Source organism: Gimesia aquarii, assembly GCF_007748195.1.
In the GTDB taxonomy this organism is placed as follows: Bacteria; Planctomycetota; Planctomycetia; order Planctomycetales; family Planctomycetaceae; genus Gimesia; species Gimesia aquarii.
Genome location: NZ_CP037920.1, coordinates 5,840,100 through 5,863,609, shown reverse-complemented (window position 1 = coordinate 5,863,609; position 23,510 = coordinate 5,840,100). Strand labels below are relative to the sequence as shown.

The following is a 23,510-nucleotide window of genomic DNA, read 5'->3' as shown; positions in this document are numbered from 1 at the left end:
AAAGACTGAATCCCTGAAGCAATTTTTCTTTTTAGTAGTTTGGAGTCAAAACGGCATCCAGTTTGTGAATTCTAACTTCAATTGTCAAAGCAGTTTATCGAAAAATATTCATCAAAGAACTCATCATCGGTTTTGCCTATATTAGATAGTGTTCATGTGGATGGATTTGATTACTTTTTCCTTCTCAACGTGAGACCGAACTTTTCTTCAACTTGGATGTCACAATATGTCGATTATAACGAATATGCGTATTACTCAAGTGACAGGTAATTGAGTGATTTTCCATAAATGGAATCAAAATCGACTCTGATCACAAAACTCTGATAAGAGTTCATTATCACCAGTTTTTTAGGTATTACCACGAGTTTATCGGCTTTCGCAAGAAGGTGATGGACCTCAAACGGTACGACCCCTATGGGGTTAAATCCAAACACTAAGTTCGATAGAGCACCCGTGCCTTTTAGGATGTGAGCATACAGATGGAACATGCAGAATTGCTGACGAAAAGTGAAAAAGAAGATCACTTGTTGAATTGGTCAAAAGCAGTCCTGAAATCTCCCCTTTTTTGGGGGACAGCTGCCACCTTTGGATTTTACGCGCTGATTCCACATCTTCCTTTATATCAGGCGCTCGTAGAACGGTATTTTTGTAGTCATCCGCTTGAATACGCAACGACTGCTCTCTTCTTTATTGGTATGGCAATTATCGGTGTGAAGGGCATCGGTATGCATGGCCAGAATAAATCATTAACAGAAACAAACATTGATTGGGAAACGATAGGTGAAGTTGAAGACATTAACGAGCGAATTGATGTTTTTGAGGATCAGGTTGAAATTCTTCCCGGTTGGATTGGAGAGACTTATCTTGGCAAAAGACTACAGGATGTAGTTTCCTATGTGAAAGCACGAAGGTCTGTTCAGGATCTTGATGAGCATCTCAAGTATCTCGCGGAACTGGCATCTGAGCAGATGCATGCCAGCTATTCTCTCATTCGAACAATTACCTGGGCAGTTCCCATTATCGGATTTCTGGGAACGGTAATTGGTATCACGATCGCAATTGCCAATGTGACACCCGATCAACTGGATACCTCTCTATCAGAAGTAACTGGTGGATTAGCGGTTGCCTTTGATACGACGGCATTGGCACTGGGTTTGTCTTTGGTTTTGGTCTTTTCGACTTTTGTTGTTGAACGAATGGAACAAAAACAACTTGAGAAAATTGAGCTGTTTGGTATTCAAAATATTGCGACTTGTATGAGTGTTTCAGAAAAGTCTGTTAGTCCGTTAGAGCTAGCAGAAGCAGAGGCAGCCCAGCAATTGGTTCAGAGTACAGAAGAAATGATACAGCGCCAAACAGAGCTTTGGCAGCAAAACCTGGAGTCATTGCGGAGTCGCTGGAACGAGGTAATGGAGCGGCAACAAGTCAATTTTGATCATTCGATGCAGCAAGGAATGTCAAATACTCTAGATACTCACTCTTCACAATTGGAATCATTGCGTAACGAGTTCCTGAGTGCCTATCAATCCACTACCGAACAAATTGAGCTCATGATGACTCGCTGGCAGGAAACACAGAAAGAATCGAACAGTCAGTTTTCAAAGCATCTGGCCCAGATTTGGAACGAAGTCCATCAGGATGTGATATCGGCACAAACACGACAGACATTACAAATCGAGGAAGCCACTAAAGAAATAGCTGGTGAAGTCAGACAGTGGAATCATCAGTTGAAAGAAACATCTGAAGTTTCGACTTTACAGATTGAAGCTCTCAATTCGCAGAGTGAAAACCTCTTGAAAATAGTTGGCCAGGAAGAGCATCTTGTTGGTTTACAAAATAGATTAAATGAAAATCTGGATGCAATTCGTGCAGCAGAGACTTTTGAAGAAACTTTGCATAGTTTAAGTGCGGCAGTACATCTACTCACAGCTCGATCAAATCGAAACAATGCTGCTTGATATTGAAAACGGATGTTGCGATTCTTATTTATTTCATACTGAACGAAGTCTATTTCCCCGGTTTAATTCATGAGTAAGCATGGTCGCGAAACACGTTCGGTATCGCTATTTCCGTTTTTAGCGGTTCTTATTTGTGCGATGGGGGCTTTGATTTTTCTGTTGGTCGTTACCACGCGCCGCATCCGTCACCAGGCATTGCAGCAGGTACAAAGCGTCTCCGTGGAAGAGGTGGTCGATGAAGACTTTTATCCTCCTGTGTTATTTGCTGCAGAAGTTCTTGAACCGGAAATACCTGCACCGCAAATAATAAGACCGGAAGAGCCTGTTATTATCACAGAGCCAGAACCTCAAGTGATTAATCTAGCTTTAGAGCAGGAAGCCAAGTTAAGAGCCTTAAGTCTAGAAAGAGCAAAAAAGCTAGCTCATCTGAAATCGCAGAATCAAAATTTGATCCGATTGAAAAATGAACTGAATCAATCTGAGAAACTATTGATTGAGAGCAAACAACAACTTCAAGTGTTAAGTCAAAAAGATCAAGAACTCAATGATAAAATGGTGCAAATTACGAAGCAGAAACTCCGTGTTGCTGAACTGCTTCAAGAAGAATTACATTCACTTAAAGAGAAAAAACAGTCACAAAAGACTGCTCGAAGTAAATATTCTGTGATTCCATATGATGGCCAAACCGGGACTGCGAAACGGCCTATTCTGATCGAATGTACTGATAAGGGGCTGACGTTTCTTCCAGAAGGAATCACTTTGACTCCGGATGATTTAAAAGACTTTACACCTGGATACAATCCTTTGCTAGCTGGTACGCAAGCATTAGTAAAACATTGGCAGAATAAAAGTCAGCAACCTAATCAGGAACCCTATGTTTTGATTTTGATCAGACCAAGTGGAAGTGTGGGCTATTATGTTGCGAGAAAGTTGCTAAACAATTTGAAACTAGATTCTGGTTATGAGCTTATTGATGCAGATTGGGATTTTGAGCTACCTGAAAAAGATTTAATGGCAGAACAGGTTTGTCAGGATGCTATCGATCGAGTTTTAAGTGAACGTAAACAACTTGTCTCACAGTTACAACAGCATCAGGAAGGATCAGGTTCCGGAGGCCGCAGACTACAATTTGATGCTCGTACCGGCATGGTACGAGTTATTGAACCTGAAGATGAGTTGGGAACGGGGGCAGGATCACATCAACAGCCACGAAAACGGGCAACCCGTAAGCGTGGAGCAACTGATGGTGAGTCTCGTTTTAGTGACGTATTAACTGCTCGACAGCAACTGGCACGTGCAAAGTACTTACAACGACTCGCAAATCAACGACATATTGTAGCTGACGAAGGTGAAGGAACTTCCGATTCTGAACAACAAGGATTGAATTCCAGAAAACACTCTGTCTCAACACTAAAAGAAGCTGACACATTAAAAGAAGCTGACACATTCAAGCGAATCCCCGGAAGTCGACAAAGAGCTGAAGTTTATGATCTTGCAGATTTAAAAGCACAAAGTGGTCAGGGCCAAGGCAAAAGTAATGGTGTCGGATTGAAGCAGGCAAAAGTAATGGGACGTGACCAACTCAAACAGCAGGCAGAGCAACATTTAGTTACTCTTGATAGTACACAAACGAGTGGCGTTTCAGACATTCGAAAAGAGGAGCAGCGAAGCAGGTCCGCAACGATGTCTGCTACAGATCGCCTGATTGAAAACGCATTTGGAAGGGAAGGAGCTCAAAGCCAAAGAACGCAAAATGACGAAAACCAAACCCAAGCTGGATCAAAAATTTCGAAAGTAGAGAGAAGAAGCCTTCAATCGCAGGCTCGTTCGTCAGGAGCCCCTCCCGGGAAATCTGCTTCAGGCGCAGGAAACAGTATGAGTTCATTCGCTTTTAATCGAAGTAAAGGTAACCCTCATTCAGAAATAGAGTCTGCAAACAAAAAACGCTGGCGCCCCCATCAATCTCGATCAGGGATCGGTTTCGAAAGAGAGATTTTGGTTCAGGTGGGAGCCGACAGAATTATCGTTGGTGAAAATCAAAGTGTGAAGCTTAATCAGGGAGTGACTCAAGAAGAGTTATTACAGTCAATGATTATGGTGATGGATCAGCACGTTAATGACTGGGGGCCGGCACCAAAAGGTTTTTACTGGGTTCCCACGATTCAGTTTACGGTCAGTCCGGGCGGGAATCAGTTTTATGAACGATTGAAATCGTCAGCCCAGAAAATGGGTTTACAGACAGCGGCGAAACATACATTAGATCCTTTGCCAGCCATTTCTTCTCCCCAATCTGAGAAGGAGCAATAACATGAGTCGCCGCACACCACAGGGGGAAGCTAATTTTGGTTCTGATTCCTTTTTGGATATCGTTGCCAATATTGTGGGGATTCTCATTATTTTGATTGTGATTGCTGGTGTCAGGATGAGTCAGGCTCCGGTTACGATGACTGAGAACCAACCGCTTAGTCCACCACAACCAGAAATTATTGATACTGATTTAGAGACATTTCTTCCCAAAATAGAACCAGATCCACCGACAACAGAAGCGCCTGGGCTGCTTCTTACTCAACAGGCACCTGAACCGAAGCAAATTGTTCCTCAACAACCAAGAATTATCTACCAAGAACCTTCTGCAGAATTGCTTAGTGAAGTACGGAGAATGGAAGCAGAGTTGTCAGAGTTGGATCAAGTGATGCAAAGTCGAAAAATCGGTGCGCAGGAATTATTGTTCCAAAAACAGACTGTCAGCGGAAAAGTACAATCATTAGTTTCTCAGCTTGAACAAAAAAGCGATACGTTAGAAGAGCGTTATGAAAAGTTACTAGGTTTAGTGAAGTCGAATAAAGAAACACAAAGAGAGCTGGAACGGGTCGTGGCCCAGTCTCGACAGGTTTCCGTACCGCGCGATGAAGTGAAGCAATTGAAGCATCGGTTGACTCCCGTTAGTCAGTTGGTGACTGATAAAGAGTGGCACTTTTTACTTTCTGAAAACAAAGTATCTTATGTGCCGATCAACGAACTACTTGATGATTTGAGAGATCAGGTCCTGAAACGTGGAAATTGGCTTGCCAAATATCGGGAACACCACGGTAAGGTGGGACCCATCCGAGGGTATACCATGAAGTATGTGGTTGAACGACAGGTACTCTCGGCTATAGACCAATTAAGGAATGGAGGCAGTAGAGGATTTCGCGTTGGAGTAACAAAATGGGAAATTGATCGCGATGATGATGTGCGTGAAGAGAATGAAGAAGTCGCACTTCAGGTTCAATCTCGATTTTATCAGGCATTAACGGATATCGGGACAGGTTCTACGCTCACATTCTGGGTCTATCCTGATAGCTTTGAGCTTTATCGTGCCTTACAGAAACATGCGCACTCTTTAGGCTATCAAGTCGCTGGTCGTCCTTTACCATTTGGAGTACCGATTGCAGGTTCTCCGCAGGGAACCAGATCTGCCGGACAATGATCACATCATTAATAAAGCAGTGTCGCCAGTTTTTTGCGATAAGTACTTGTTAGAGTCGATTGCGGGCCAAGTACGTCAAAGATTTTTAGCGCTGTTTCTTTGGCTTCAACTCCAACTCCTGTTTTATCTTGTTCGATGATTGAAAGACAGATTTCGAGAGCCTCTTCATGTTTATTCGCAATCGCCAGGGCATCTGCTAATGCAATTTTTAGAGTCGCATTTTCCGGATCGGCAGCCAAAGTCGCTCTTGCTTCCTCGACACCGCCTGCTTCATCTGCTGCTGCCTGAAGTTCGAGTTGTGATTTGATCTGCTCTGCTTCTGGTTCCAGAAACCCCCTCGCTTCCAGTTCATTGATGATTGTCGCGCATTCTTCGAATCGAGACTGCTTTACTAACACCGCTGCGATCCGTAATTTTAGCACATCATTATCAGGTTCCAAATGGAAGGCTTCACGATATTTGGATTCTGCCAGTCCAGGATTCTCCTCCTCGACTTCCTGTCCTTCCTGAAACAGAATTTGAGCAGGTGAGGGGATCAGTCGACCGATCCATTCTTTTAATGTTTCTTCAGGTAAAATTCCCTGGAAGTGATCGACGGGTTGCCCATTTAGAAAAGCGACTACAGTGGGTATGGATTGTACTTGAAACGCAGACGCCAAACCCTGTTGTTCATCGATATTGATTTTAGCGAGACGAAATTTTCCCTGATACTCCTCAACCAGTTTTTCCAAGATCGGGGTTAGCTGCTGGCAAGGACCACACCAGGGAGCCCAGAAATCAATTAGAACGGGTGTTTGTTCAGATTGTTTTACGACACCTGATTCAAAGTTTTCTTCAGTGATATCAGTAATCCATGCAGTATTGGCTGACATTTTTGATTCCTTGGTTGGTTCATATTCTTATCTTGAAATTTGGTAGAACATCAGTTTTGAGGTATGGTAAGTTGACAGATAGCCCATTGCCCAAAGTTTTCTTCCACTTCAATTTGTAATAGTTCGAGCTGACTCGACTCATAAGATCCTATCACAGGCATTAATTGCAGGCCAATCCAATGAGCAATTAATTCTGCAGTTGTATTTTCAATAGGTAGCAAAATGCAATCTTCTTTTGGAAATACCCAGCGCCGCTTTTCAAAAGTTGCTTGGACCTCTTCATCGATTTCTGATACTTCAATCATGTGATGCTTCATCGGGAGCAAGACGCGGTGATCGAGGGAGTCAACTGTTTTTTGTAATCGATCTCGTAACGCAATAAAGTCGAACACATAACCGTTTTCATCCAATGGCCCAGATAATTCAGCGGCGACTCGCCAATTATGTCCGTGGAGCCTTTCACAAATATTTCCATTGAAAGTAATGAAATGAGCGGCACTAAATACAAGATGATCTTTGGTGACGCGTACTTTGTATTGTGCTGAATTATTCATGATTTGGGATCATTCTCAAGCCGGTTACATATTTTTGGGGAATCTGTTTTGTGATTGTACTAAGATCAGGAGTGGGAATAAAACCATCCCGCATTGCTACAAAAAGGCCGGCAACAATCAAATCAGCTGTAGTTCCCGGATTGCGTTGGTTTCCATTATCGCGTAGCCACGCATCGAATTGAGTTAAACTTTTGGAGAATTGGTTAGAGTTCTGAACCTCGCGTGCATACTGTCCAGCTTGTTGTGCCTCTTCACGACCACATTTTCGTGCGATCAAAGTGTCTGGGAACTCTGACATTAGTTGAAGCTGTAGTCGAATGATGGCTTCTTCCCAATTAAGGCATGTATTCCATAGTTCTTTCAGCACTGGCGCTGCTGTGCCCAGGGTAATTTTAAAATTATTTGCGTATTCACTGGCTACAGAATCTCGATCAGCGGCCAGCCCCATCACTTCTCGAAGCGTTCCCGTCGGTTCAGTAGACACATCTTCTGCTTCTGTTTTTCCAAGCCCTCCCGGTTTGGCAATGCGAATTGCTTCGTAAACTTCTCTGGCATCCTCAATGGAAAGATGATTCAAAATAGTTTGAATTCCTTCAGCCACAGTTTCTTCTAACGAAACAGCTGACAACGGTGCCAGTAATAATACGATTCCGAGGTTTGAGTTACTTGGGATGGCTTTCTGCGTCTCTTTGATGCATTCCTTAATAACAGAACCTATATTTTGTGAACATGAATTAACCAGTATGGGGGCAATCACATTGGCAGATTTCAAAAAATCACGATAGGTTAAATTAGGGAAAGAAGCTTCGGGATGTACATTTCCCGGTTTTCTGGCGGTTGCTTCCATTAAACAAGCCAAATAAAGCCAGTTTTCGAGTTGTAGATTATTTTTGCTCATAAGCCTCGGTGAGATTGATGGCGAGAGGGATTCCGCGTACAACAGTATGTAAAGAAAATTAATTTATCTTGCTGGATTTCAGTTTATCGTTTCAATTTTGCAGGATGAAACCCCGGAAATGAAGTCTCTGGCGTATCGATCTCCCCAGGTAACAGGAATTGTTTTATGAGCCTCCAAATAGAGAACCAACAGCTGCAAACTGTTCACATCGTCACTCTGACGGCCTTTGATCAAAACGATCAGATTAATGCAGAAGTACAATCTGCTCATACTGCAAAATTATACGAAGCAGGGATGCGCGTTTTTCTACCCGGAGCGGGTACCAGTGAATTTCATAGCTTGCTTCCAGAGGAAATTATTGAGTTGGTGAAAATTACGCGCGAAGTAGCCGGGTCGGATGCCCTTATCTTTGCTCCGATTGGGTATCAGGTTGGTGTCGCTTGTCAGACTGCGATTGATGCCATGAATGCTGGTGCTACAGGAATCATGTTCATGCCATTTGCCCACCCTTATATGAGTGATCGTGGTGCGGAAGAGTATTATCTGAGTGTGATGGATGCCGTGGATTGTCCGACTTTGTACTACAAAAAGTCAGACATTCCCAGCGACTCGTTGCTGCTTAAATTAGCCGCCGATAAGCGATCGATTGGAGTAAAGTACTCGGTGAATCAAATGCATCAGTTCCGCACGACGGTTAACGCAGATCAAAATAGTTTAGAATGGATCTGTGGTTCAGCCGAGCGATTTGCTCCGTATTATATGCTGGCCGGTTCAGGTGGGTTTACGAGTGGTGCAGGAAATCTCTGTCCGCATTTATCATTGGCTATGCACGCTGCCTTTGCTTCGGGTGAATATGATCGAGGGATGCAAATTCAACAACTGATTCTGCCCATTGAAGACTATCGGGCCAGAGCAGGGGATAGTTTCAATATCAGTATGCTGAAATATGCGATTACTTTGACAGGCGCAGATTTCGGTCCACCACGCCCACCGCAGCGAACACTCACTGCTGAGCAAGAAAAGGAGATTCGGGAATTAATGGAACCGATTCTCGAGGCGGAAAAAGAGTTCGCGCAACAAAAAAGCCCCGTTTGATGAAACGGGGCTTTTATCTGGTTTAGAACTTAGGCTGTTGCCATGCGTTCTTCTTTTTCTTTCAGACGTCGTGCCACGACCTCTTCTTGAATATTTCTGGGCACCTGAGAGTAACGAGAGAATTCCATGCTGAATCCACCTTTACCCTGTGTCATCGAACGTAATTCATTGGCATAGTCGAACATGTTTGCCAGTGGTACTTCCGCGATGAAAATACTGGTTCCCATTTTCGTTTCAGAAGTATTGATCACGCCTCGTTTCTGTGCTACATGACCGGAAACGGCCCCTTGATATTCTTCAGGAACTTCCACTTCCAGTTTCATAATGGGTTCAAGCAGAGCCATGTTCGCTTTCTTCAATGCATCTCGCATACAATTGAAACCAGCAACATTGAAAGCCATTTCTGATGAGTCGACGTCATGATAGCTACCATCAGAAAGTGTGGCTTTAACTCCCACCACTTCACACTCGCAAAGCGGACCTTTGACCAAAGCTCGCTGAAAACCTTTATCTACAGCAGGAATGTATTCTCGAGGAATACGACCCTGGCTAATATCATTGATGAACTCATAAGTTTCACTATCGTTCTCAACAGCGATTGGTTCTATTTGCCCAACGACGTGAGCGTATTGACCAGAACCACCAGTTTGCTTTTTGTGCTTGTGATTGTATTCCACAGGAATAGTAGGAGTCTCACGATAAGCGACACGTGGCTCACCAACAATACATTCCACTTTATATTCACGTTTGATACGCTCGATATAAACATCCAGGTGTAACTGGCCCATTCCTGCGATGATGGTCTGATTGGTTTCTTCATCAGTCATCACGTGGAAAGTAGGATCTTCTCGGTTAAAGCGTTGAATGGCTTTGGCCAGACGGTCTGCTCCATCCCGGTCGAGTGGTTCAATGGAAAGCCGAATGACAGGCTCGGGAACAAAGATACTCTCGAGTGCAAAGTTAACGTCATCACTACAGAAGGTATCCCCAGAGGCACATTCCATACCGACAGCGGCAATAATATCACCGGCTTCACCGCAATCTACATCTTCACGGCTGTCAGCATGCATACGTACTAAGCGACCAAACCGGGTAGAGTTCCCTGTTCGGGTATTAATGTAACTTTGACCTTTTTCAATTTTACCTTGATAAATACGCATGTATGTCAATTGGCCGAATGTCTCATCGACAATCTTGAATGCCATGGCTACCAAGGGTTTATCAGAAGAATGTGACAGTTTGGTTCGGAAAGATTCGCTATCTGTCTTTTCCTGGCCTTCTTTGATTGCTTTCTGTTGTGCGTCCAGATCAATTGCAGAGATTTCACGGTCAAGAGGGCTAGGCAAGAAGCGTACGACTGCATCAAGCAGAGTTTGAACTCCTTTGTTTTTGAATGCGGTACCCATCATAACGGGTGTGATTTCGTGTGAAAGCGTAGCGTCACGGATGACCGTATAGATATCTTCCACAGGTACTTCTGCTTCCTCAAGCAATGCAACCATCAAGTCGTCACTGAACATGGAGAGCGTTTCAAGCATTGCAGAGCGCGCTTCTTCAGCAGCTTCTTTAAACTGTTCAGGAATCTCACCAAAGATCTCATCTTCGCCTTGCTCACCTTCATAGGTGACAGCTTGCATGGTGACCAGATCAATGACACCTTCGAATTGAGCGCCTTCACCCATTGGGATCTGTAGCGGGAGAGGTACAACGTGCAGCTTTTCTTCGATTTGCTGAATCACGCTGGCAGAATCTGCACCAGTGCGGTCCATCTTGTTGATGAATGCAATGCGAGGCACGCCATAACGTTTCATTTGTCGGTCAACCGTTAATGATTGGCTTTGCACACCACCTACAGAGCAAAGTACCAGCACAGCACCATCCAGCACACGCAAGCTACGTTCTACTTCCACAGTGAAGTCAACGTGACCCGGGGTATCAATGATGTTAATTGTTGTATCTTTCCACTGGACCTGCGTCGCTGCGGAAGCGATTGTGATACCTCGCTCACGTTCAAGGTCCATGCTGTCCATGGTAGCGCCACCATCGCCGCCACGTACTTCACGTACTTTATGAATTCGTCCTGAATAGTACAGAACTCGTTCGGTAAGTGTCGTTTTACCAGAGTCAATGTGAGCCGAAATTCCAATGTTTCGATACTTGTCCAGATTTTTCATGGCTTTGATGAACGTTTAATTAAGGTAACAGGTTATGGATACAAAACGGACGGCAACATACCGACCTAGTTAAAGAGCTCAATTCTTACAGGAACGTTTAGTGAGAAGAAACACTCAAGTTTTCACAGGGGATGGCCCTGCAAAATCGCATCACTCTACTGGTGTGATGGTTGATCCGGCAGGTTTTGTAAACATGGGATCACTATCATCGGGACATTCGCAAGTAGGCAATCTGAGCGTAAGGTGTGAGCGTAGAATCTTATCGTTGTATCGTCTTTGGGGGAAGAGGATTTTTGGTTAAATTCAGAAAACTCACTGATTTATTACTTAATTCACATATTCGGATCATTTTGAAATTCAAGGCAAGGGAAACAGGGAGAGATTTACATGAATCTCTCCCTGTTGTTAAGTACTTTCTTCAAATAGTCTTAGGCATTTTCTTCCAGGACGGCCTGGGCTGCTGCCAACCGGGCAATAGGCACTCGGAAGGGAGAGCAACTCACATAGTCAAGACCTAGTTTATGGCAGAAGATGACACTGGCAGGGTCACCGCCATGTTCACCACAAATACCGATTTTCAGGTCAGAGCGAGCTCCACGACCTCGTTCGACACCTGTTTTCATAAGACGTCCCACACCATCTTGATCGATGGTTTGGAACGGATCTGCGGGAACGATGTCGTTTTCACGGTAATGACCAATGAATGTACCATAATCATCACGGCTCATTCCGAGAGTCGTTTGTGTTAAGTCATTGGTTCCAAAGCTGAAAAATTCAGCTGTTTCCGCGATCTGGTCAGCACAAATCGCAGCACGAGGAAGTTCAACCATTGTACCAACCAGATAGTTGACTTTGACGCCTTTCTCCTGCAGTACTTTTTCCGCTTCATTACGAATGATGGCTGCCTGGTTATCAAATTCTGTTTTGAAGCCAGCCAGAGGAACCATGATTTCAGGATAGACGTCAATTCCAGAACTCTGGACATCACAGGCAGCTTCCATTATGGCTCGTGCCTGCATCGCTGTAATTTCTGGATAAACAATTCCCAGACGGCAACCACGGTGACCAAGCATCGGGTTCAGTTCATGGAGTTCTTCTACACGACGACGGATGAATTCAACTGTGACACCCAACTCATTTGCAAGTTCCTCAGCCAACGTCGGGTTTTCTTCGAGGTGGCGATCAGAAAGGAATTCGTGCAATGGTGGGTCTAAGAGCCGAATCGTAACAGGTAACCCATTCATTGCCTTGAAGATTCCAGTAAAATCCTCACGTTGGAACGGAAGCAGTTTGTTAACTGCTTTAGTTCGGGACTCGACATCGCCAGCTGCAATCATCTCGCGAATTTCAGCCAGATGGTGGAAGAACATATGCTCGGTGCGGCAAAGTCCAATTCCTTCAGCACCAAATGCAATCGCTTCAGCAGATTGATCTGGCTGATCGGCGTTAGTGCGTACTTTTAATTTTCGAATTTCATCAACCCAACTCATCAATTGTTGATAGCGTTGGAATGTTTCTGAATCTTCCGGTTTCATTGTTTTTGAAATCAACACTTCGACAATTTCACTTGGTTTTGTTTCCACTTTTCCAGCAAAGACCTCTCCTGTGAAACCATCGATGCTGATCCAGTCACCCTTTTTGAGTACTTGGTCACCTGCTGTGATAGTTCCCGCTTCATTATCTATTTTTAGTTCTGAAGCTCCCACAATACAGGCTTTTCCCATTTGACGGCTCACAAGGGCTGCGTGAGAACTGGCACCACCCAAGGCTGTCAAAATTCCCTTGGAGACACGCATGCCGCGCAAGTCTTCTGGGCTGGTTTCTCTTCGAACTAAAACAAGCTCTGCTGAGTTATCGCTGTTATAAATTGCCTCTGCATCTTCAGCACTGAAGCAGATGTGACCACAAGCAGCACCGGGGCCGGCATTGATCCCTTTGGTAAGAAGATTTCCTTCTTTCGTCGCTTTTTCCTTTTCCGCAGGATCGAAAATTGGTTGTAGTAATTGGTTCAAGTCATCAGCGGGAATCCGTTTTTTTGTAATTGCCTGCTCTTTGCTGACCAAGCCTTCGTTGACCATATCGACGGCGATACGAACAGCAGCAAAACCGGTACGTTTTGCATTTCGAGTTTGCAGCATCCAGACTCTGCCACGTTGAATCGTAAACTCGATATCCTGAACATCTTTGTAATGCTGTTCCAGCTTTCGCCCGATGTCGTCGAGCTGTTTGTAGCCATCGGGCATATCCGTGCTCAAAGTCGACTCAATCTGTTTGGGAGTGCGAATTCCGGCAACCACGTCTTCACCCTGAGCGTTGATAAGGTAGTCACCACAGAAACCAGGTTCTCCGGTCGAGCAATTTCGAGTTAGACCAACGCCAGTGGCACAGTCATCCCCCAAGTTTCCGTAGACCATTGCTTGCACGTTACAGGCAGTACCCCAATTGTGAGGGATGCCATAGTCACGTCTGTAAACGACAGCACGGTCATTATCCCAACTGCTGAATACCGCTCCGATGGCACCCCAGATCTGCTGTTTGGGATCGGTAGGAAAATCCAAACCGGTTCCTTCTTTGATCAACTGTTTGAATTCAGCGACCAATTCTTTTAGCTGTACTGCATTCAGTTCCGAATCATACTGAACCCCGGCTGCTTCTCGTTTGGCTTCCAAAGCATGTTCGAATGGGTCTTCGTCTGCACCTTTCATGCCTAGTACAACATCACCATACATTTGCACGAAGCGGCGATAGCTGTCCCATGCGAATGCTTCGTTGCCAGACTGCTTAGCTAAGGCTTCGACAGTCGTATCATTGAGTCCAATATTCAAGACCGTGTCCATCATACCTGGCATTGATTCGCGTGCCCCAGAGCGGCAGGAGACCAGAAGCGGGTTGGTGGCACAACCGAATTTTGCACCCATGGCTTCTTCCACTTGTGCAAGTGCTTTTTCGACTTGTTCTTCAACGCCTTCCGGGTATTCTCCTTTTGTTTTGCTGTAGTGAATACACACATCTGTATTCAAAGTGAAACCGGCTGGTACAGGAAGGCCGATATTAATCATTTCTGCCAGGTTCGCTCCTTTACCCCCCAGGGTATTCCGCATTGTGGCGTCGCCATCTGCTTTTCCATCGCCGAAGAAGTACACATACTTTTGACCTGACATACTTAAATCCTCTTAATGTTAATCGATTAGGCTTGCGGTTCCTTCACGCGAAGAAACCGGTTGCTAACCAGTACATATCTATTGTTTAAGAAGTTTGGTGCTTCCTTTTAAGATGAGGGGCTGAGATTCAACACCCTCTCATATCCAGTTCCGGAAATCGCGGCAGCTATTGTCTTTAGGTAGACAGACTCGTATTTGACGCTTGATGTCCCGTTGATCCGAGTACTGCAGAATCATTTTCAGGCTGGTCATCTCATTGATTGTGATTGAACCACTGTACGCTAAGCCATTGTTTTGCAGCATATTTACTAGGGACACTACCATTGCTTAGTCTCACCGTCAAGCGACTGGCCCTATTCGGGTTAAATGGCATTCGAATTCTTCTGATTCAGACAGAAACATCTCATTACATACTCAAGTTTCGCATTGTACTGATATAGGTAAATTTGCGTGGAAATTGCTTTAAGCTTTGATAACATGCATGAAATGGCCTTCAATTTCTATTGACTTTGCATCTCTCTCAATAACAATAAATTATATAAAAACAGTTACTTACGTATTTTAGGTCTTACTCCGGGCTACACCCATGATAGCACGATTGATTCCTGTAAATGGAGGCCAGCCCATCGTTTTGAAAAATGATGTGACCGTTGTCGGTCGAAAATCTGATTTGTGTGACATTCAGATTGATAAAAATAGTATCTCTAAGATTCACTGCGTGATTATCAAAACAGATGGGCTTCTGTTTGTCCGAGATCTTTGTAGCACAAATGGAACACGCGTAAATGGCCAAAAGATAATTCGTGGGGCATTGTTACCGGGGGATGAATTATCGATTGCTTCTACAAAATACGAAGTAGACCTGTCTGGGGAGCATAAAGAAGACGATCCGCCCACTGCGATTCATCAGAGAACAGAAATGCTAACGGCATTTAATCTGGAAATCGAAAAAGATCGCCTCGATTCAGACAGCGGGAACGAAATCAAATTGATTTCTGAGTGAAATCTGTAGCGATTAACATCATTGAGGGTTGTCTTTAACTGGCTAATTGCAGAGTTAGCTCTTCTTCATTGAGTGATACGATTGAAATCCCTAATTTATCTGCCAGATCTGCAACTTCCTGCTGATCAATCATAATTGTTTGTTTACTTTCAATCGCCAGAACGCGTCCACCAGCTTCGTGCATGGTTTGAAGAGTTTTAATACCAACTGTGGGAACATCAAATCGTCGATCCTGTTGTGGTTTTGCTACTTTAACTACAGAAAAACCACCTCGTTTACATAACTCTCCCGCGCGTTGGATGGCCCGGTCTGTACCTTCGATTGCTTCTACGGCTATCACTGCTTTGTCATTGATCACAATGCTTTGACCAATATCTAATTGGCCCATCTGTTTGGCAATGTCCCATCCCATTTTAATGTCTTCCCATTGGGATGGACTAGGCCGTCTTTTTGTAAGAAATCCATGCTTCACGAGTAACTCCGGGCAATAATCCAAGGCAGATTCAAAATACAAATTATCGCGTTCAAACTCTTTGATGACAGCAAGTAATAAGGTATCGTCTTTTCGGTCTTTTTTGGCATATCGATACCACATATGCAATGTACGGAGATCCGGTAGTAATTTAAAAATTCGAAACGGACTGAATAATACTGTTTTTTCAATCTTCCCAGCCATCACAATTCGCTTTACTTTTTCATGATGAAATAGCTTGATTGCTCGGCCGATGCGTGCCAAAGGAATCCAGTGGAACGTGTCGCAGACATCTGTTAACTCTTCACTGGCCATACCAAAGATACCAAGGCAACAAACGGAATATCCTTGTTTACGTGCTTGCTCAGCAAACACGATTGGGAATCGGCCTGCTCCGGCCAAAAGCCCAATTTGTTTCAGCGGTGTTGTGTTCTTAGATTGCAGTTCATTCATCAATATAACAGGGTTTTACTCTGATTTATTTAAACAACTATCATTTCAGATTAGTGCAGTATTATGCTGCAGAGGATTCATTTTTTAATTCTTCAAAGCGTTGATTCAGTGTTTGAATGTGTTTTTCCAGATCACGAATTTGTTTTCTCATTTCCGGAACTTTTCGAATGGACATTACGATCTTACGCTGTTCTTTTTCAGGAGCCGCTGGAGTCCCAATATGAATTTCTCCAGAAGGAATATCACGATGAACACCAGCGCGTGCTCCTAAAGTCGCTTGATCTCCAATGTGAACATGATCTGCGATTCCAACTTGGCCGGCACAGCGAACGTAGTCTCCGGTTGTAATGGAACCCGCGAATCCAACCTGTGAAGCAAACGCGTTGTGTTTGCCAATCTCACAGTTGTGAGCAATCATGACCTGATTATCGACTTTTGATCCTTCTCCAATGACAGTGGCTCCGATCATACCGCGGTCAATCGTCGTTCCTGCTCCAATTTCAACATCTTCTTCAATCTGCACACTTCCTAAGTGAGGAATTTTGAGATAACGTCCATTTTCAAATCGATAGCCAAAACCATCGCACCCCAGAACGGCAGTCGCATGTATGAGGACACGATTTGCTATTTTCACATCGGGGTATAAAACGGCGTTTGCATGAATCGTGACATCGTCTCCAATGATACAATCATCACCTATGTAAACTCCGGGATAAATTCTACAGTTCTTACCGATTTGAACTCCAGGACGAATTGTGACCTGAGGATAAATATCGCAGTTCTCCCCAATTTTTGCTTCATCGCTAATTTCTGCTTCGGATGAAATACCAATTTTAGGCAATGAACGTGGAGGACGAAGTTTCTGGATAATTTGAATAAATGCAGCCTGTGCGTCGACTACTGTTAGAGAGGCAAATGTTGCTTCATCGTATATCTTTTGAAATGATTCGTCCAACCGTTTCTCAACGATTACCGCTCCAGCGTTACTTGATTGTAGTCGCTTTAAGTTCAGTTCATCGCCGACGAAGGTTATGTCATGTGGCCCTGCTTTTAGTACAGATTCTGCGCCATGTATTTCCAGCCTCTGATTTCCCCTCGCTGGGCAGCCTAGCGCTTGAGCAATCCACTCAACAGTCGTCGACATCAAGGAGTCCTTTCCAAAAGATGCACGTTCTCTAATTCAATATTCAGACTTAATTCAGGAGAATAGGTGACACCATCATGGTGATATTTACGGTTCTGTTCTCCTGTGCTCTGGCAATGAGGGCTAGTTTTTACCTGATAACGTCAAAGTAACGCAAGAGCATTTTAAAAAATGCGACCTGATCCACTTCTTGTTGTTATTTTGTTAAGTATTAATGATCATTATAGTTAAAGTTCATCGTATGGGCATGGACTGTCCATAATTTGAGGATGCAACTAGTAGCAAACAGCCGATGTATTAGTTAGGATGTGATTTTAGCTGTTTTAGTCGTTCCCGATTGATCATGTCGTTTTTATCAACTCTTGAGCACTAATCGGGGTGACAACGGACTTTTTTGATAGATACATGGTATTTGTAATGTCGGTACGTGGAATTCGTGGTGCAACGACGGTAACTCAGGATAACTCTGTGGAGGTATTGTCCGCAACTCGTGTGTTACTTGAGCAACTTCTTACAGCAAATCAAATCGATAACTATGAAGATATCGTATCCGTTTTTTTTACGACAACGCCAGATTTAACCTCAGTATTTCCGGCTGAAGCAGCACGCGAATTGGGTATGAAATCAGTTCCCTTGATTTGTGCTTCTGAAATTGCTGTAAAAGGGGCAATGCCTCGATGTATCCGTGTCATGCTTCACGTGAATACCAGTCAAAAGCAATCAGAGGTCGTTCACGTCTATTTAAACGAAGCACAAAAACTTCGTCCTGATGTTGCATCCGCACAATGACTTTGAGAAATGCCGAATTGATTGAGGCAAAATAATATCGCCTATTTTATTTCGTCCAGCTTAGGATCAGGCGGATCAGTTCCAATAATTGCTTCTGTAGAAGTCCATTGCAGGCGATCATTAGAATCTATTTCATCTATCGTGAAGGGAATTCCGTGTTCTTCAAGTGGATCTGAAAGGTCTTCAAGAGGGTTTTTTAGAAATTCAGCAGGTAAGACCTCTTTCAATTCATCCCAATGAGTTTTGACCAGATTGACATTTTCTGGAGGGATTTGAATGAGATGTTCTGCACGATTCACACGTGCGATCCACATTGCTTCATTTAGTGTGCGGTGTCGCTCTTCTAGTGAGAGTGATGAGAAAGGTCGCTTATCTAACTGAAGTTGATGAATAACTTTATTACCCTTCTGCATGATCGCTTCCAGATTTTGATCTTCGCGTAGTTGGTGACGACTCGCTGCCAGACCAAGGGCCATTGTAATACTGATGAACTGGTCTTTGGACATTTCCCTGCGGTGCAACGCTTTTTTCAACGTTCGGTTTCGATTTCCAAAGTGATCACTAATCCGTTCTATTTCCCACAACTGTGATAAATTGATTTGTTCACTGTTAACAAGGTCTTCAATGGGTAGTGAGCGAATATGGCTCCAACTGGGAGCAGGGGCGTAAACGGAGGGAAAAGGCGGGACTTTTTTTTGTGGTAACAGTCCGATAACTTTAAGGTATTTTTTTAGTTCACTTTCAGTCACCTTTTCGTTGATTTGTTTGAGTTCTGTATAGTCGAGAGAACTATCAGAACAAGCGAGGTTCAAGCAAGAGCTTATTAAACACAGACTAAATAAGATCATAGAATCTCTGAAATGTGAGAAGATCCTGTTCATATTAGCCATGGATAGAATCCAAAATCTTAAGACACAGATTGACGATCATGATTTGATTGAGTATCAGGGACACGATATTTGATAAGACACCTCTCTACAATTATCGACACGTTTTAGTGGTGATGCGGATCCTCTCACAAGAATTATGAATATCAGGATTATATGGAATATGCACGGAGCACGACCAATGACATAATAGGAATATTTTGACTTGTGCGCTTACGTCTATCCAGGCGGAAAGTGAAATCCTGTGATTCTATTAACAGTTGCGACACAGACAACAGCTTGAGCGATCAAAGCAACAATCCAAACCGATTGGAGTTTTAGAAAAGAGGATGTCGCAGAGTTATTTAAAGTTGATTCGACCTGAATCACTTGCCAGTAGGGGATTGTCATAAGTAGGAACCACGGAAGAAACACTAACCAGAGGCGCGCAGCCTCCCCCATATTTTTTCCAGAGAGCCACAACAGTCCCAATATGATGGCACAAGAAAATAGTAGATTTTTTAAACTTGAGTCAAAATACTCATGATCTTTATTTCGAGGAAAACGCTTTTGGTAATAGAAAGATTTTACAACAAGCCAAGACAGAGGTAAGCCTAGTGCCAGACTGATTTCAATCGGGTTCACCAGTAACCATTTCCAGTAGGTACGCGGATATTGCAGATAAAAGCCTGCATGGTTTTGTAAATTTAAAATCCAGACATTCAACAAGTTAAGATCAAACAAGATTGCCATTAAGAGCGTGGGGAGCAAGAAACCTAGAAGGCTGTAAAAACCAGCGCTAAAGCACTGCTTCCAGAGAGATTTGTGTTGGCTTTTATCGAAGTGAAGATACCAAACTTCAAATATGTAATAGAATACGCCACAAAGCGCTACGGGTAGAAAGGCCAGTGTCAAGAAAAAGCCAATCCAGAGAAAAAAGCCAGCCAGTATAAACAGCAGCTTTGAATTGTGCTTCCAGGCAACAACCCAAAAGTATAAAAACAGAACCGCGATGATGGAATAGAGGGCATCTGATTTCGGTTGAAAAATCAATGTAGCTGGTATCAACGGCCAGAATGTCGCTATTTGCCAGCTGACTTCACGTGATGTGAATTCCCGCGACAACCAAAAAAGAGGAATCACTGTGAGAGAAGACATAATCAGGGTGATAATGGTTGCTAGCCAGAGTACTGCGCTATCGAGATTTTTGAATGGATTCTCAGATCCAGCGGTAATTTGAGCAATCGTTTCCGTGGCTTCCTGAAAAGAGGCAGGTTGTGAATTGAGAAGCAAAGATTGTAACTTGGGAACGTTTTCACAAAGTTGTATCAGGCCGAGATAAAAAAGAGGGAGCCCAGGAGGATGAGTTCCTTCATGCAACACATCTCCCTTTTTCATTTTTTGTTCATAATGCGTCATAAAATCTCTGGCATCAGAAATCTCATCGCGCGCTGCAGTAAAATAACCTGAGGAACCTTTGTAATAGAGAACAAATGGTGCTTTTGAAAGTCGGTACTCAGCTGGTGGGCTGTCTTGTAACATTAGCGACCAAATCATTCCCGAAGTCGCTAAGCCAACTAGCCAGATTGATAATTCCCAGCGTGAACAAAATTTGATTCGAGATAGAGCAAGTAGAGTCACCAATACATAGGCTCCGAAAATGATTCCGGAAACTATGCACCCAAGGATCATTTCTGGTCCCATATCTGTCAGTCGCTGCCAAGTCCATTCACTGGTAATTCCCAACGGTATTTTCGAAAACCAGAAAAGGCAGATTGTAATAACTACTGTGATCAGAAAAGGGAGTAATGTTCGTAATTGCATGAACTGGGCCAGATTGAAAATTGAAGCAACACAGTTTGCAAATGAGCGTGAGATGTTGAGGCTTCAATTGCGGAGTATCGTAAATCGTTAATCAGTAAATAAAACGATGCAGGTTATATTATCTTTTGATCCTCCTTCTTGTGCCGCTTTCACAATTTCTTCCGCTGTAGCCTGCGGTTCATCTGACTTTCTCAGTAGCTCTTGCAGGCTTTTATCCGGAAGGCCATCGGTAACTCCGTCTGTGCAGAGTATTATGCGATCCTGCGGTAAAGGATCTAACTGTCGCGCTTGCGTGCCAGCACTTCCATCTTTTGTGCCTAAATATCGATAGAGCACATTTTTGTATCGATGAGTTTGTGCTTCTTCTTCTGTAATGGTCCCCGCATCGACTAAAGCTTGCGTCAGAGAATGATCTGTAGTTAACTGATGCAGTGTATTATTTCTTAATAGATAAACACGACTATCGCCAACGCCTCCAATAAAAAATTTTTCATTGACCTGAATCACAAAGACGATTGTTGTTCCCATACTCCGACAATTGGGGTCCACTTCTCCAAGTGCCATAATTTCTGTGTTCGCATGAGAGACTGCATCATCAATAGATTGGATCACGTTTTCTGCATTATCATTCTCAAAATCAATAAATTCATTCAATTTTTCTGGAATCAATTCAACCGCTAATTGGCTAGCCTTTTCGCCTGCACTCTGTCCTCCCATACCATCTGCAACCAGAAAGTACTTATTGAGTGGATCAATGTAATAATTGTCTTCATTATTTTCGCGGAAATTTCCGGTAATGCTGACAGTGCCGTAACGAATTCCAACCATTTATAAGCCTGTTTTACTCGCGATGATCTATCAAGTAGAGGTTGAGATCTCATTTTCCAAATGCCTAATATCTCCGTCGCATCATAACATCTTTTATGGGAGATGGAAATTTTAAAAAGGCCGTATCTAGTGGTTTTTTAATGTCTTAGGAAATGTTAGGGGCAAATAGTCTGGACAAGGTCTCGTACGCCCAGTGTTGTTGAGCAGATAAATAGTTCTCCTGCTTCAAATCCGGCACTGGTTCCTAACAGAGTGTTCTGGCTTTCAACGAGACGAAATATGCGTTCTTTTTCTGGAGGAAATTGGGATTGATAGGCACGAATCGAATCCAGTTTTTGTTGCAGTGTTTCTGAAATATCTACGACAAAGTGACCACTTCCTTCTGGATAATTCAATGAACCAAATCCTAAGGGGTACCAAACTTGTTTTTTAATTGTGTGGGGTTCTGTTTCGCTAAAATGTTCGTTCCACTTTGTCAAACGAGAATAAAAAACGGCTGCATCGGTAATCTGCATGGCTTGCCAATGATCCGGAGAGGCCATCGGCGTTTTTCCTGCTAATCCCAAGACTACTTGTGGACGATATTTTCGAAAAAGAGTTGCTAAGGCTACGCGGTTTTCAAAGTTGTCGAAAAGCCGTCGATTGGTCAATTCCAATGTTTCGCGTATATGAACTCCTAGAATTTCCGCAGCCTTTTCTGCTTCTTTCAGTCTGGCTTCAGGCCCTGTGCTTAAGGGCGTTGGTTCACCATCAGTAAGGTCAACAATTCCGACACGATAACCTTGCAGGACAAGCTTTGCCAATGTGCCGCCGCAGGCGATCTCAACGTCATCAGGGTGTGCACCAACGGCGATTACGTCAAGTGGTTCCGGGAGCTCTACCTTCATAAGCTTGGTTCTCATGCAATTTCGAAATTAAGATGTTTTTAGTTTTGACAACATGTTGATGCCTTTCAGTTCAGAAATAACATCTAAAGAAAAGCATTGGGAACTATTCTTTGTCTTTAATAAGCATTCGTCAACAACAGAAACTTGAATATATTAAGAATCGTAATAATCAAACTCAGTAATTTTACATATTGATCTGCAGTCTCAGAAAAAATGCCGAGGCTCAAAGCTTGATTAGATTGATTCTAAATTTCAGCTATTTTTTTTTCGGCTTCGATAATGACATGTCGTGTTTGTTGTGGAGTAGGTGCTTCGCGTAATTGCTCTACAAAGTCTGGAAGCTGCATCATTCTCCCCAATCTGGCAAGTACTGAAAGGTGCGTAGATGTATCAGAACAGATTACAAGAAAAAAAATATCAGTGAGTTTACCATTGGGAGCGCCAAAAGGAATTCCGGAAAGTGTGCGCCCATACGCAATCAAGAGGTCCCCCACTGCATCAGGAATCGAGTTCCTGGGATGGGGAATGGCGACACCATTTTCAAAAGCGGTAGAATACGCTTCCTCACGTTGCTGTACTGCAGTCAAAACAGTTGCTGGTTCCCAAATTTGCCAGGTTTTACCAGCAGTTTCAATCAATGTCTCCAGTACGGATCTTTTTGTGCGAGCATTTAGTGGAACTTCAATTAATTCCTCAGGCATTAAATTACTTATGAGGTAGCTTGAGTCAAGTTGTGGGTGGGAGTTGATTTGTTCCACTTGCTCAAGTTCAGAAAACGTATAACCACGCATTTCTTTTTCCAGCCAATGTGTTATTTCTGTTGGATGGAATTGCCACTCACCATTTACTTTCCGGCCTGGAATTCTTCCTCTGTTCGCTAGTTTTTCTAGCTCGCGCCTATCTCTACCTAGCTGTTTTGATAAATCATTCAGGCTAAAAGATTCATGAGCCATTTCAGATTACCATATTTTGGAAGAATTTAGGAATGTAAAGCCAGCAACAATCTTTACCAAGAATCAGTCTCTGATTGAATTGAGTACGATGCGCACTACTTAATTTCGTT

At 43.4% G+C, this 23,510-nt stretch carries 18 protein-coding genes; 6 read left to right on the top strand and 12 right to left on the bottom strand.

What is annotated here, in order from left to right; genetic code table 11:
• The first annotated feature begins 479 nt into the window (after positions 1-479).
• The 3 genes from V144x_RS22370 (at position 480) to V144x_RS22360 (ending at position 5,427) form a co-directional block, all read left to right on the top strand.
• Positions 480-1,958 carry a MotA/TolQ/ExbB proton channel family protein gene (locus tag V144x_RS22370; protein WP_144988350.1) on the top strand — a complete coding sequence of 493 codons (1,479 nt, stop codon included), beginning with the start codon at positions 480-482 and terminating at the stop codon, positions 1,956-1,958.
• 69 nt (positions 1,959-2,027) lie between these two features.
• Positions 2,028-4,265, top strand: a complete 2,238-nt coding sequence (locus tag V144x_RS22365) for a hypothetical protein (RefSeq protein ID WP_144988348.1) — start codon at positions 2,028-2,030, stop codon at positions 4,263-4,265.
• A gap of 1 nt (position 4,266) precedes the next feature.
• Positions 4,267-5,427 carry a hypothetical protein gene (locus V144x_RS22360; RefSeq protein WP_144988346.1) on the top strand — a complete coding sequence of 387 codons (1,161 nt, stop codon included), beginning with the start codon at positions 4,267-4,269 and terminating at the stop codon, positions 5,425-5,427.
• An 8-nt stretch (positions 5,428-5,435) separates the two neighbouring features.
• On the opposite strand, the gene trxA is transcribed toward V144x_RS22360, so the two are convergent.
• Genes trxA through V144x_RS22345 form a run of 3 tightly spaced genes read right to left on the bottom strand, consistent with a single transcriptional unit; the run spans position 5,436 to position 7,751 of the window.
• Complete coding sequence (trxA, locus tag V144x_RS22355) at positions 5,436-6,299, bottom strand: thioredoxin (protein WP_144988344.1); 864 nt, start codon at positions 6,297-6,299, stop codon at positions 5,436-5,438.
• A 50-nt stretch (positions 6,300-6,349) separates the two neighbouring features.
• On the bottom strand, positions 6,350-6,853 hold the full coding sequence (locus tag V144x_RS22350; protein WP_144988342.1) for a 6-pyruvoyl trahydropterin synthase family protein: 504 nt from the start codon (positions 6,851-6,853) through the stop codon (positions 6,350-6,352).
• The gene (locus V144x_RS22345; protein WP_144988340.1) at positions 6,846-7,751 is read right to left on the bottom strand and encodes a triphosphoribosyl-dephospho-CoA synthase; all 906 of its coding nucleotides are present in this window, start codon (positions 7,749-7,751) and stop codon (positions 6,846-6,848) included. Before V144x_RS22345 ends, V144x_RS22350 begins: the two co-directional genes overlap by 8 nt.
• Before the next feature lie 165 nt (positions 7,752-7,916).
• On the opposite strand from V144x_RS22345, the gene V144x_RS22340 reads away from it, so the two are divergent.
• The gene (locus V144x_RS22340; protein ID WP_144988338.1) at positions 7,917-8,846 is read left to right on the top strand and encodes a dihydrodipicolinate synthase family protein; all 930 of its coding nucleotides are present in this window, start codon (positions 7,917-7,919) and stop codon (positions 8,844-8,846) included.
• Between the two features lie 29 nt (positions 8,847-8,875).
• Here V144x_RS22340 and fusA read toward each other — a convergent pair whose 3' ends face one another.
• Together fusA and ppdK are read right to left on the bottom strand one after the other, a co-directional pair.
• Positions 8,876-11,020, bottom strand: coding sequence for an elongation factor G (gene fusA / locus V144x_RS22335; RefSeq protein ID WP_144988336.1), 2,145 nt, complete (start codon positions 11,018-11,020; stop codon positions 8,876-8,878).
• Between the two features lie 428 nt (positions 11,021-11,448).
• Positions 11,449-14,181, bottom strand: coding sequence for a pyruvate, phosphate dikinase (gene ppdK / locus V144x_RS22330; RefSeq protein WP_144988334.1), 2,733 nt, complete (start codon positions 14,179-14,181; stop codon positions 11,449-11,451).
• A gap of 586 nt (positions 14,182-14,767) precedes the next feature.
• Between ppdK and V144x_RS22325 the strand changes: the two genes are divergently transcribed.
• The gene (locus V144x_RS22325; RefSeq protein WP_197998582.1) at positions 14,768-15,184 is read left to right on the top strand and encodes an FHA domain-containing protein; all 417 of its coding nucleotides are present in this window, start codon (positions 14,768-14,770) and stop codon (positions 15,182-15,184) included.
• A 34-nt stretch (positions 15,185-15,218) separates the two neighbouring features.
• Here V144x_RS22325 and V144x_RS22320 read toward each other — a convergent pair whose 3' ends face one another.
• Both V144x_RS22320 and lpxD read right to left on the bottom strand, forming a co-directional pair.
• On the bottom strand, positions 15,219-16,109 hold the full coding sequence (locus V144x_RS22320) for an LpxI family protein (RefSeq protein WP_144988332.1): 891 nt from the start codon (positions 16,107-16,109) through the stop codon (positions 15,219-15,221).
• 61 nt (positions 16,110-16,170) lie between these two features.
• Complete coding sequence (lpxD, locus tag V144x_RS22315; RefSeq protein WP_144988330.1) at positions 16,171-17,253, bottom strand: UDP-3-O-(3-hydroxymyristoyl)glucosamine N-acyltransferase; 1,083 nt, start codon at positions 17,251-17,253, stop codon at positions 16,171-16,173.
• A 417-nt stretch (positions 17,254-17,670) separates the two neighbouring features.
• On the opposite strand from lpxD, the gene aroH reads away from it, so the two are divergent.
• Complete coding sequence (aroH, locus tag V144x_RS22310; RefSeq protein ID WP_144988328.1) at positions 17,671-18,042, top strand: chorismate mutase; 372 nt, start codon at positions 17,671-17,673, stop codon at positions 18,040-18,042.
• Between the two features lie 41 nt (positions 18,043-18,083).
• On the opposite strand, the gene V144x_RS22305 is transcribed toward aroH, so the two are convergent.
• The 5 genes from V144x_RS22305 to V144x_RS22285 all read right to left on the bottom strand — a co-directional run bounded on the left by V144x_RS22305 (position 18,084) and on the right by V144x_RS22285 (position 23,400).
• Entirely contained in the window at positions 18,084-18,854 is a 771-nt protein-coding gene (locus V144x_RS22305) for a hypothetical protein (protein ID WP_144988326.1), read from the bottom strand.
• Positions 18,855-19,148: 294 nt separating this feature from the next.
• Entirely contained in the window at positions 19,149-20,732 is a 1,584-nt protein-coding gene (locus tag V144x_RS22300; RefSeq protein WP_144988324.1) for a hypothetical protein, read from the bottom strand.
• A gap of 87 nt (positions 20,733-20,819) precedes the next feature.
• On the bottom strand, positions 20,820-21,560 hold the full coding sequence (locus V144x_RS22295) for a PP2C family protein-serine/threonine phosphatase (RefSeq protein WP_144988322.1): 741 nt from the start codon (positions 21,558-21,560) through the stop codon (positions 20,820-20,822).
• A 155-nt stretch (positions 21,561-21,715) separates the two neighbouring features.
• Positions 21,716-22,447: a PIG-L family deacetylase gene (locus V144x_RS22290; RefSeq protein WP_144988320.1), complete on the bottom strand. Its 732-nt coding sequence runs from the start codon at positions 22,445-22,447 to the stop codon at positions 21,716-21,718.
• Positions 22,448-22,692: 245 nt separating this feature from the next.
• The gene (locus V144x_RS22285) at positions 22,693-23,400 is read right to left on the bottom strand and encodes a PTS sugar transporter subunit IIA (RefSeq protein WP_144988318.1); all 708 of its coding nucleotides are present in this window, start codon (positions 23,398-23,400) and stop codon (positions 22,693-22,695) included.
• Between the last annotated feature and the right edge of the window lie 110 nt (positions 23,401-23,510).

Coding starts and splice junctions, on each gene's coding strand:
- V144x_RS22370 (WP_144988350.1), top strand. CDS start 480: ATGGAACATGCAGAATTGCTGACGAAAAGTGAAAAAGAAGATCACTTG.
- V144x_RS22365 (WP_144988348.1), top strand. CDS start 2,028: ATGAGTAAGCATGGTCGCGAAACACGTTCGGTATCGCTATTTCCGTTT.
- V144x_RS22360 (WP_144988346.1), top strand. CDS start 4,267: ATGAGTCGCCGCACACCACAGGGGGAAGCTAATTTTGGTTCTGATTCC.
- trxA (WP_144988344.1), bottom strand. CDS start 6,299: ATGTCAGCCAATACTGCATGGATTACTGATATCACTGAAGAAAACTTT.
- V144x_RS22350 (WP_144988342.1), bottom strand. CDS start 6,853: ATGAATAATTCAGCACAATACAAAGTACGCGTCACCAAAGATCATCTT.
- V144x_RS22345 (WP_144988340.1), bottom strand. CDS start 7,751: ATGAGCAAAAATAATCTACAACTCGAAAACTGGCTTTATTTGGCTTGT.
- V144x_RS22340 (WP_144988338.1), top strand. CDS start 7,917: ATGAGCCTCCAAATAGAGAACCAACAGCTGCAAACTGTTCACATCGTC.
- fusA (WP_144988336.1), bottom strand. CDS start 11,020: ATGAAAAATCTGGACAAGTATCGAAACATTGGAATTTCGGCTCACATT.
- ppdK (WP_144988334.1), bottom strand. CDS start 14,181: ATGTCAGGTCAAAAGTATGTGTACTTCTTCGGCGATGGAAAAGCAGAT.
- V144x_RS22325 (WP_197998582.1), top strand. CDS start 14,768: ATGATAGCACGATTGATTCCTGTAAATGGAGGCCAGCCCATCGTTTTG.
- V144x_RS22320 (WP_144988332.1), bottom strand. CDS start 16,109: ATGAATGAACTGCAATCTAAGAACACAACACCGCTGAAACAAATTGGG.
- lpxD (WP_144988330.1), bottom strand. CDS start 17,253: ATGTCGACGACTGTTGAGTGGATTGCTCAAGCGCTAGGCTGCCCAGCG.
- aroH (WP_144988328.1), top strand. CDS start 17,671: ATGTCGGTACGTGGAATTCGTGGTGCAACGACGGTAACTCAGGATAAC.
- V144x_RS22300 (WP_144988324.1), bottom strand. CDS start 20,732: ATGCAATTACGAACATTACTCCCTTTTCTGATCACAGTAGTTATTACA.
- V144x_RS22295 (WP_144988322.1), bottom strand. CDS start 21,560: ATGGTTGGAATTCGTTACGGCACTGTCAGCATTACCGGAAATTTCCGC.
- V144x_RS22290 (WP_144988320.1), bottom strand. CDS start 22,447: ATGAAGGTAGAGCTCCCGGAACCACTTGACGTAATCGCCGTTGGTGCA.
- V144x_RS22285 (WP_144988318.1), bottom strand. CDS start 23,400: ATGGCTCATGAATCTTTTAGCCTGAATGATTTATCAAAACAGCTAGGT.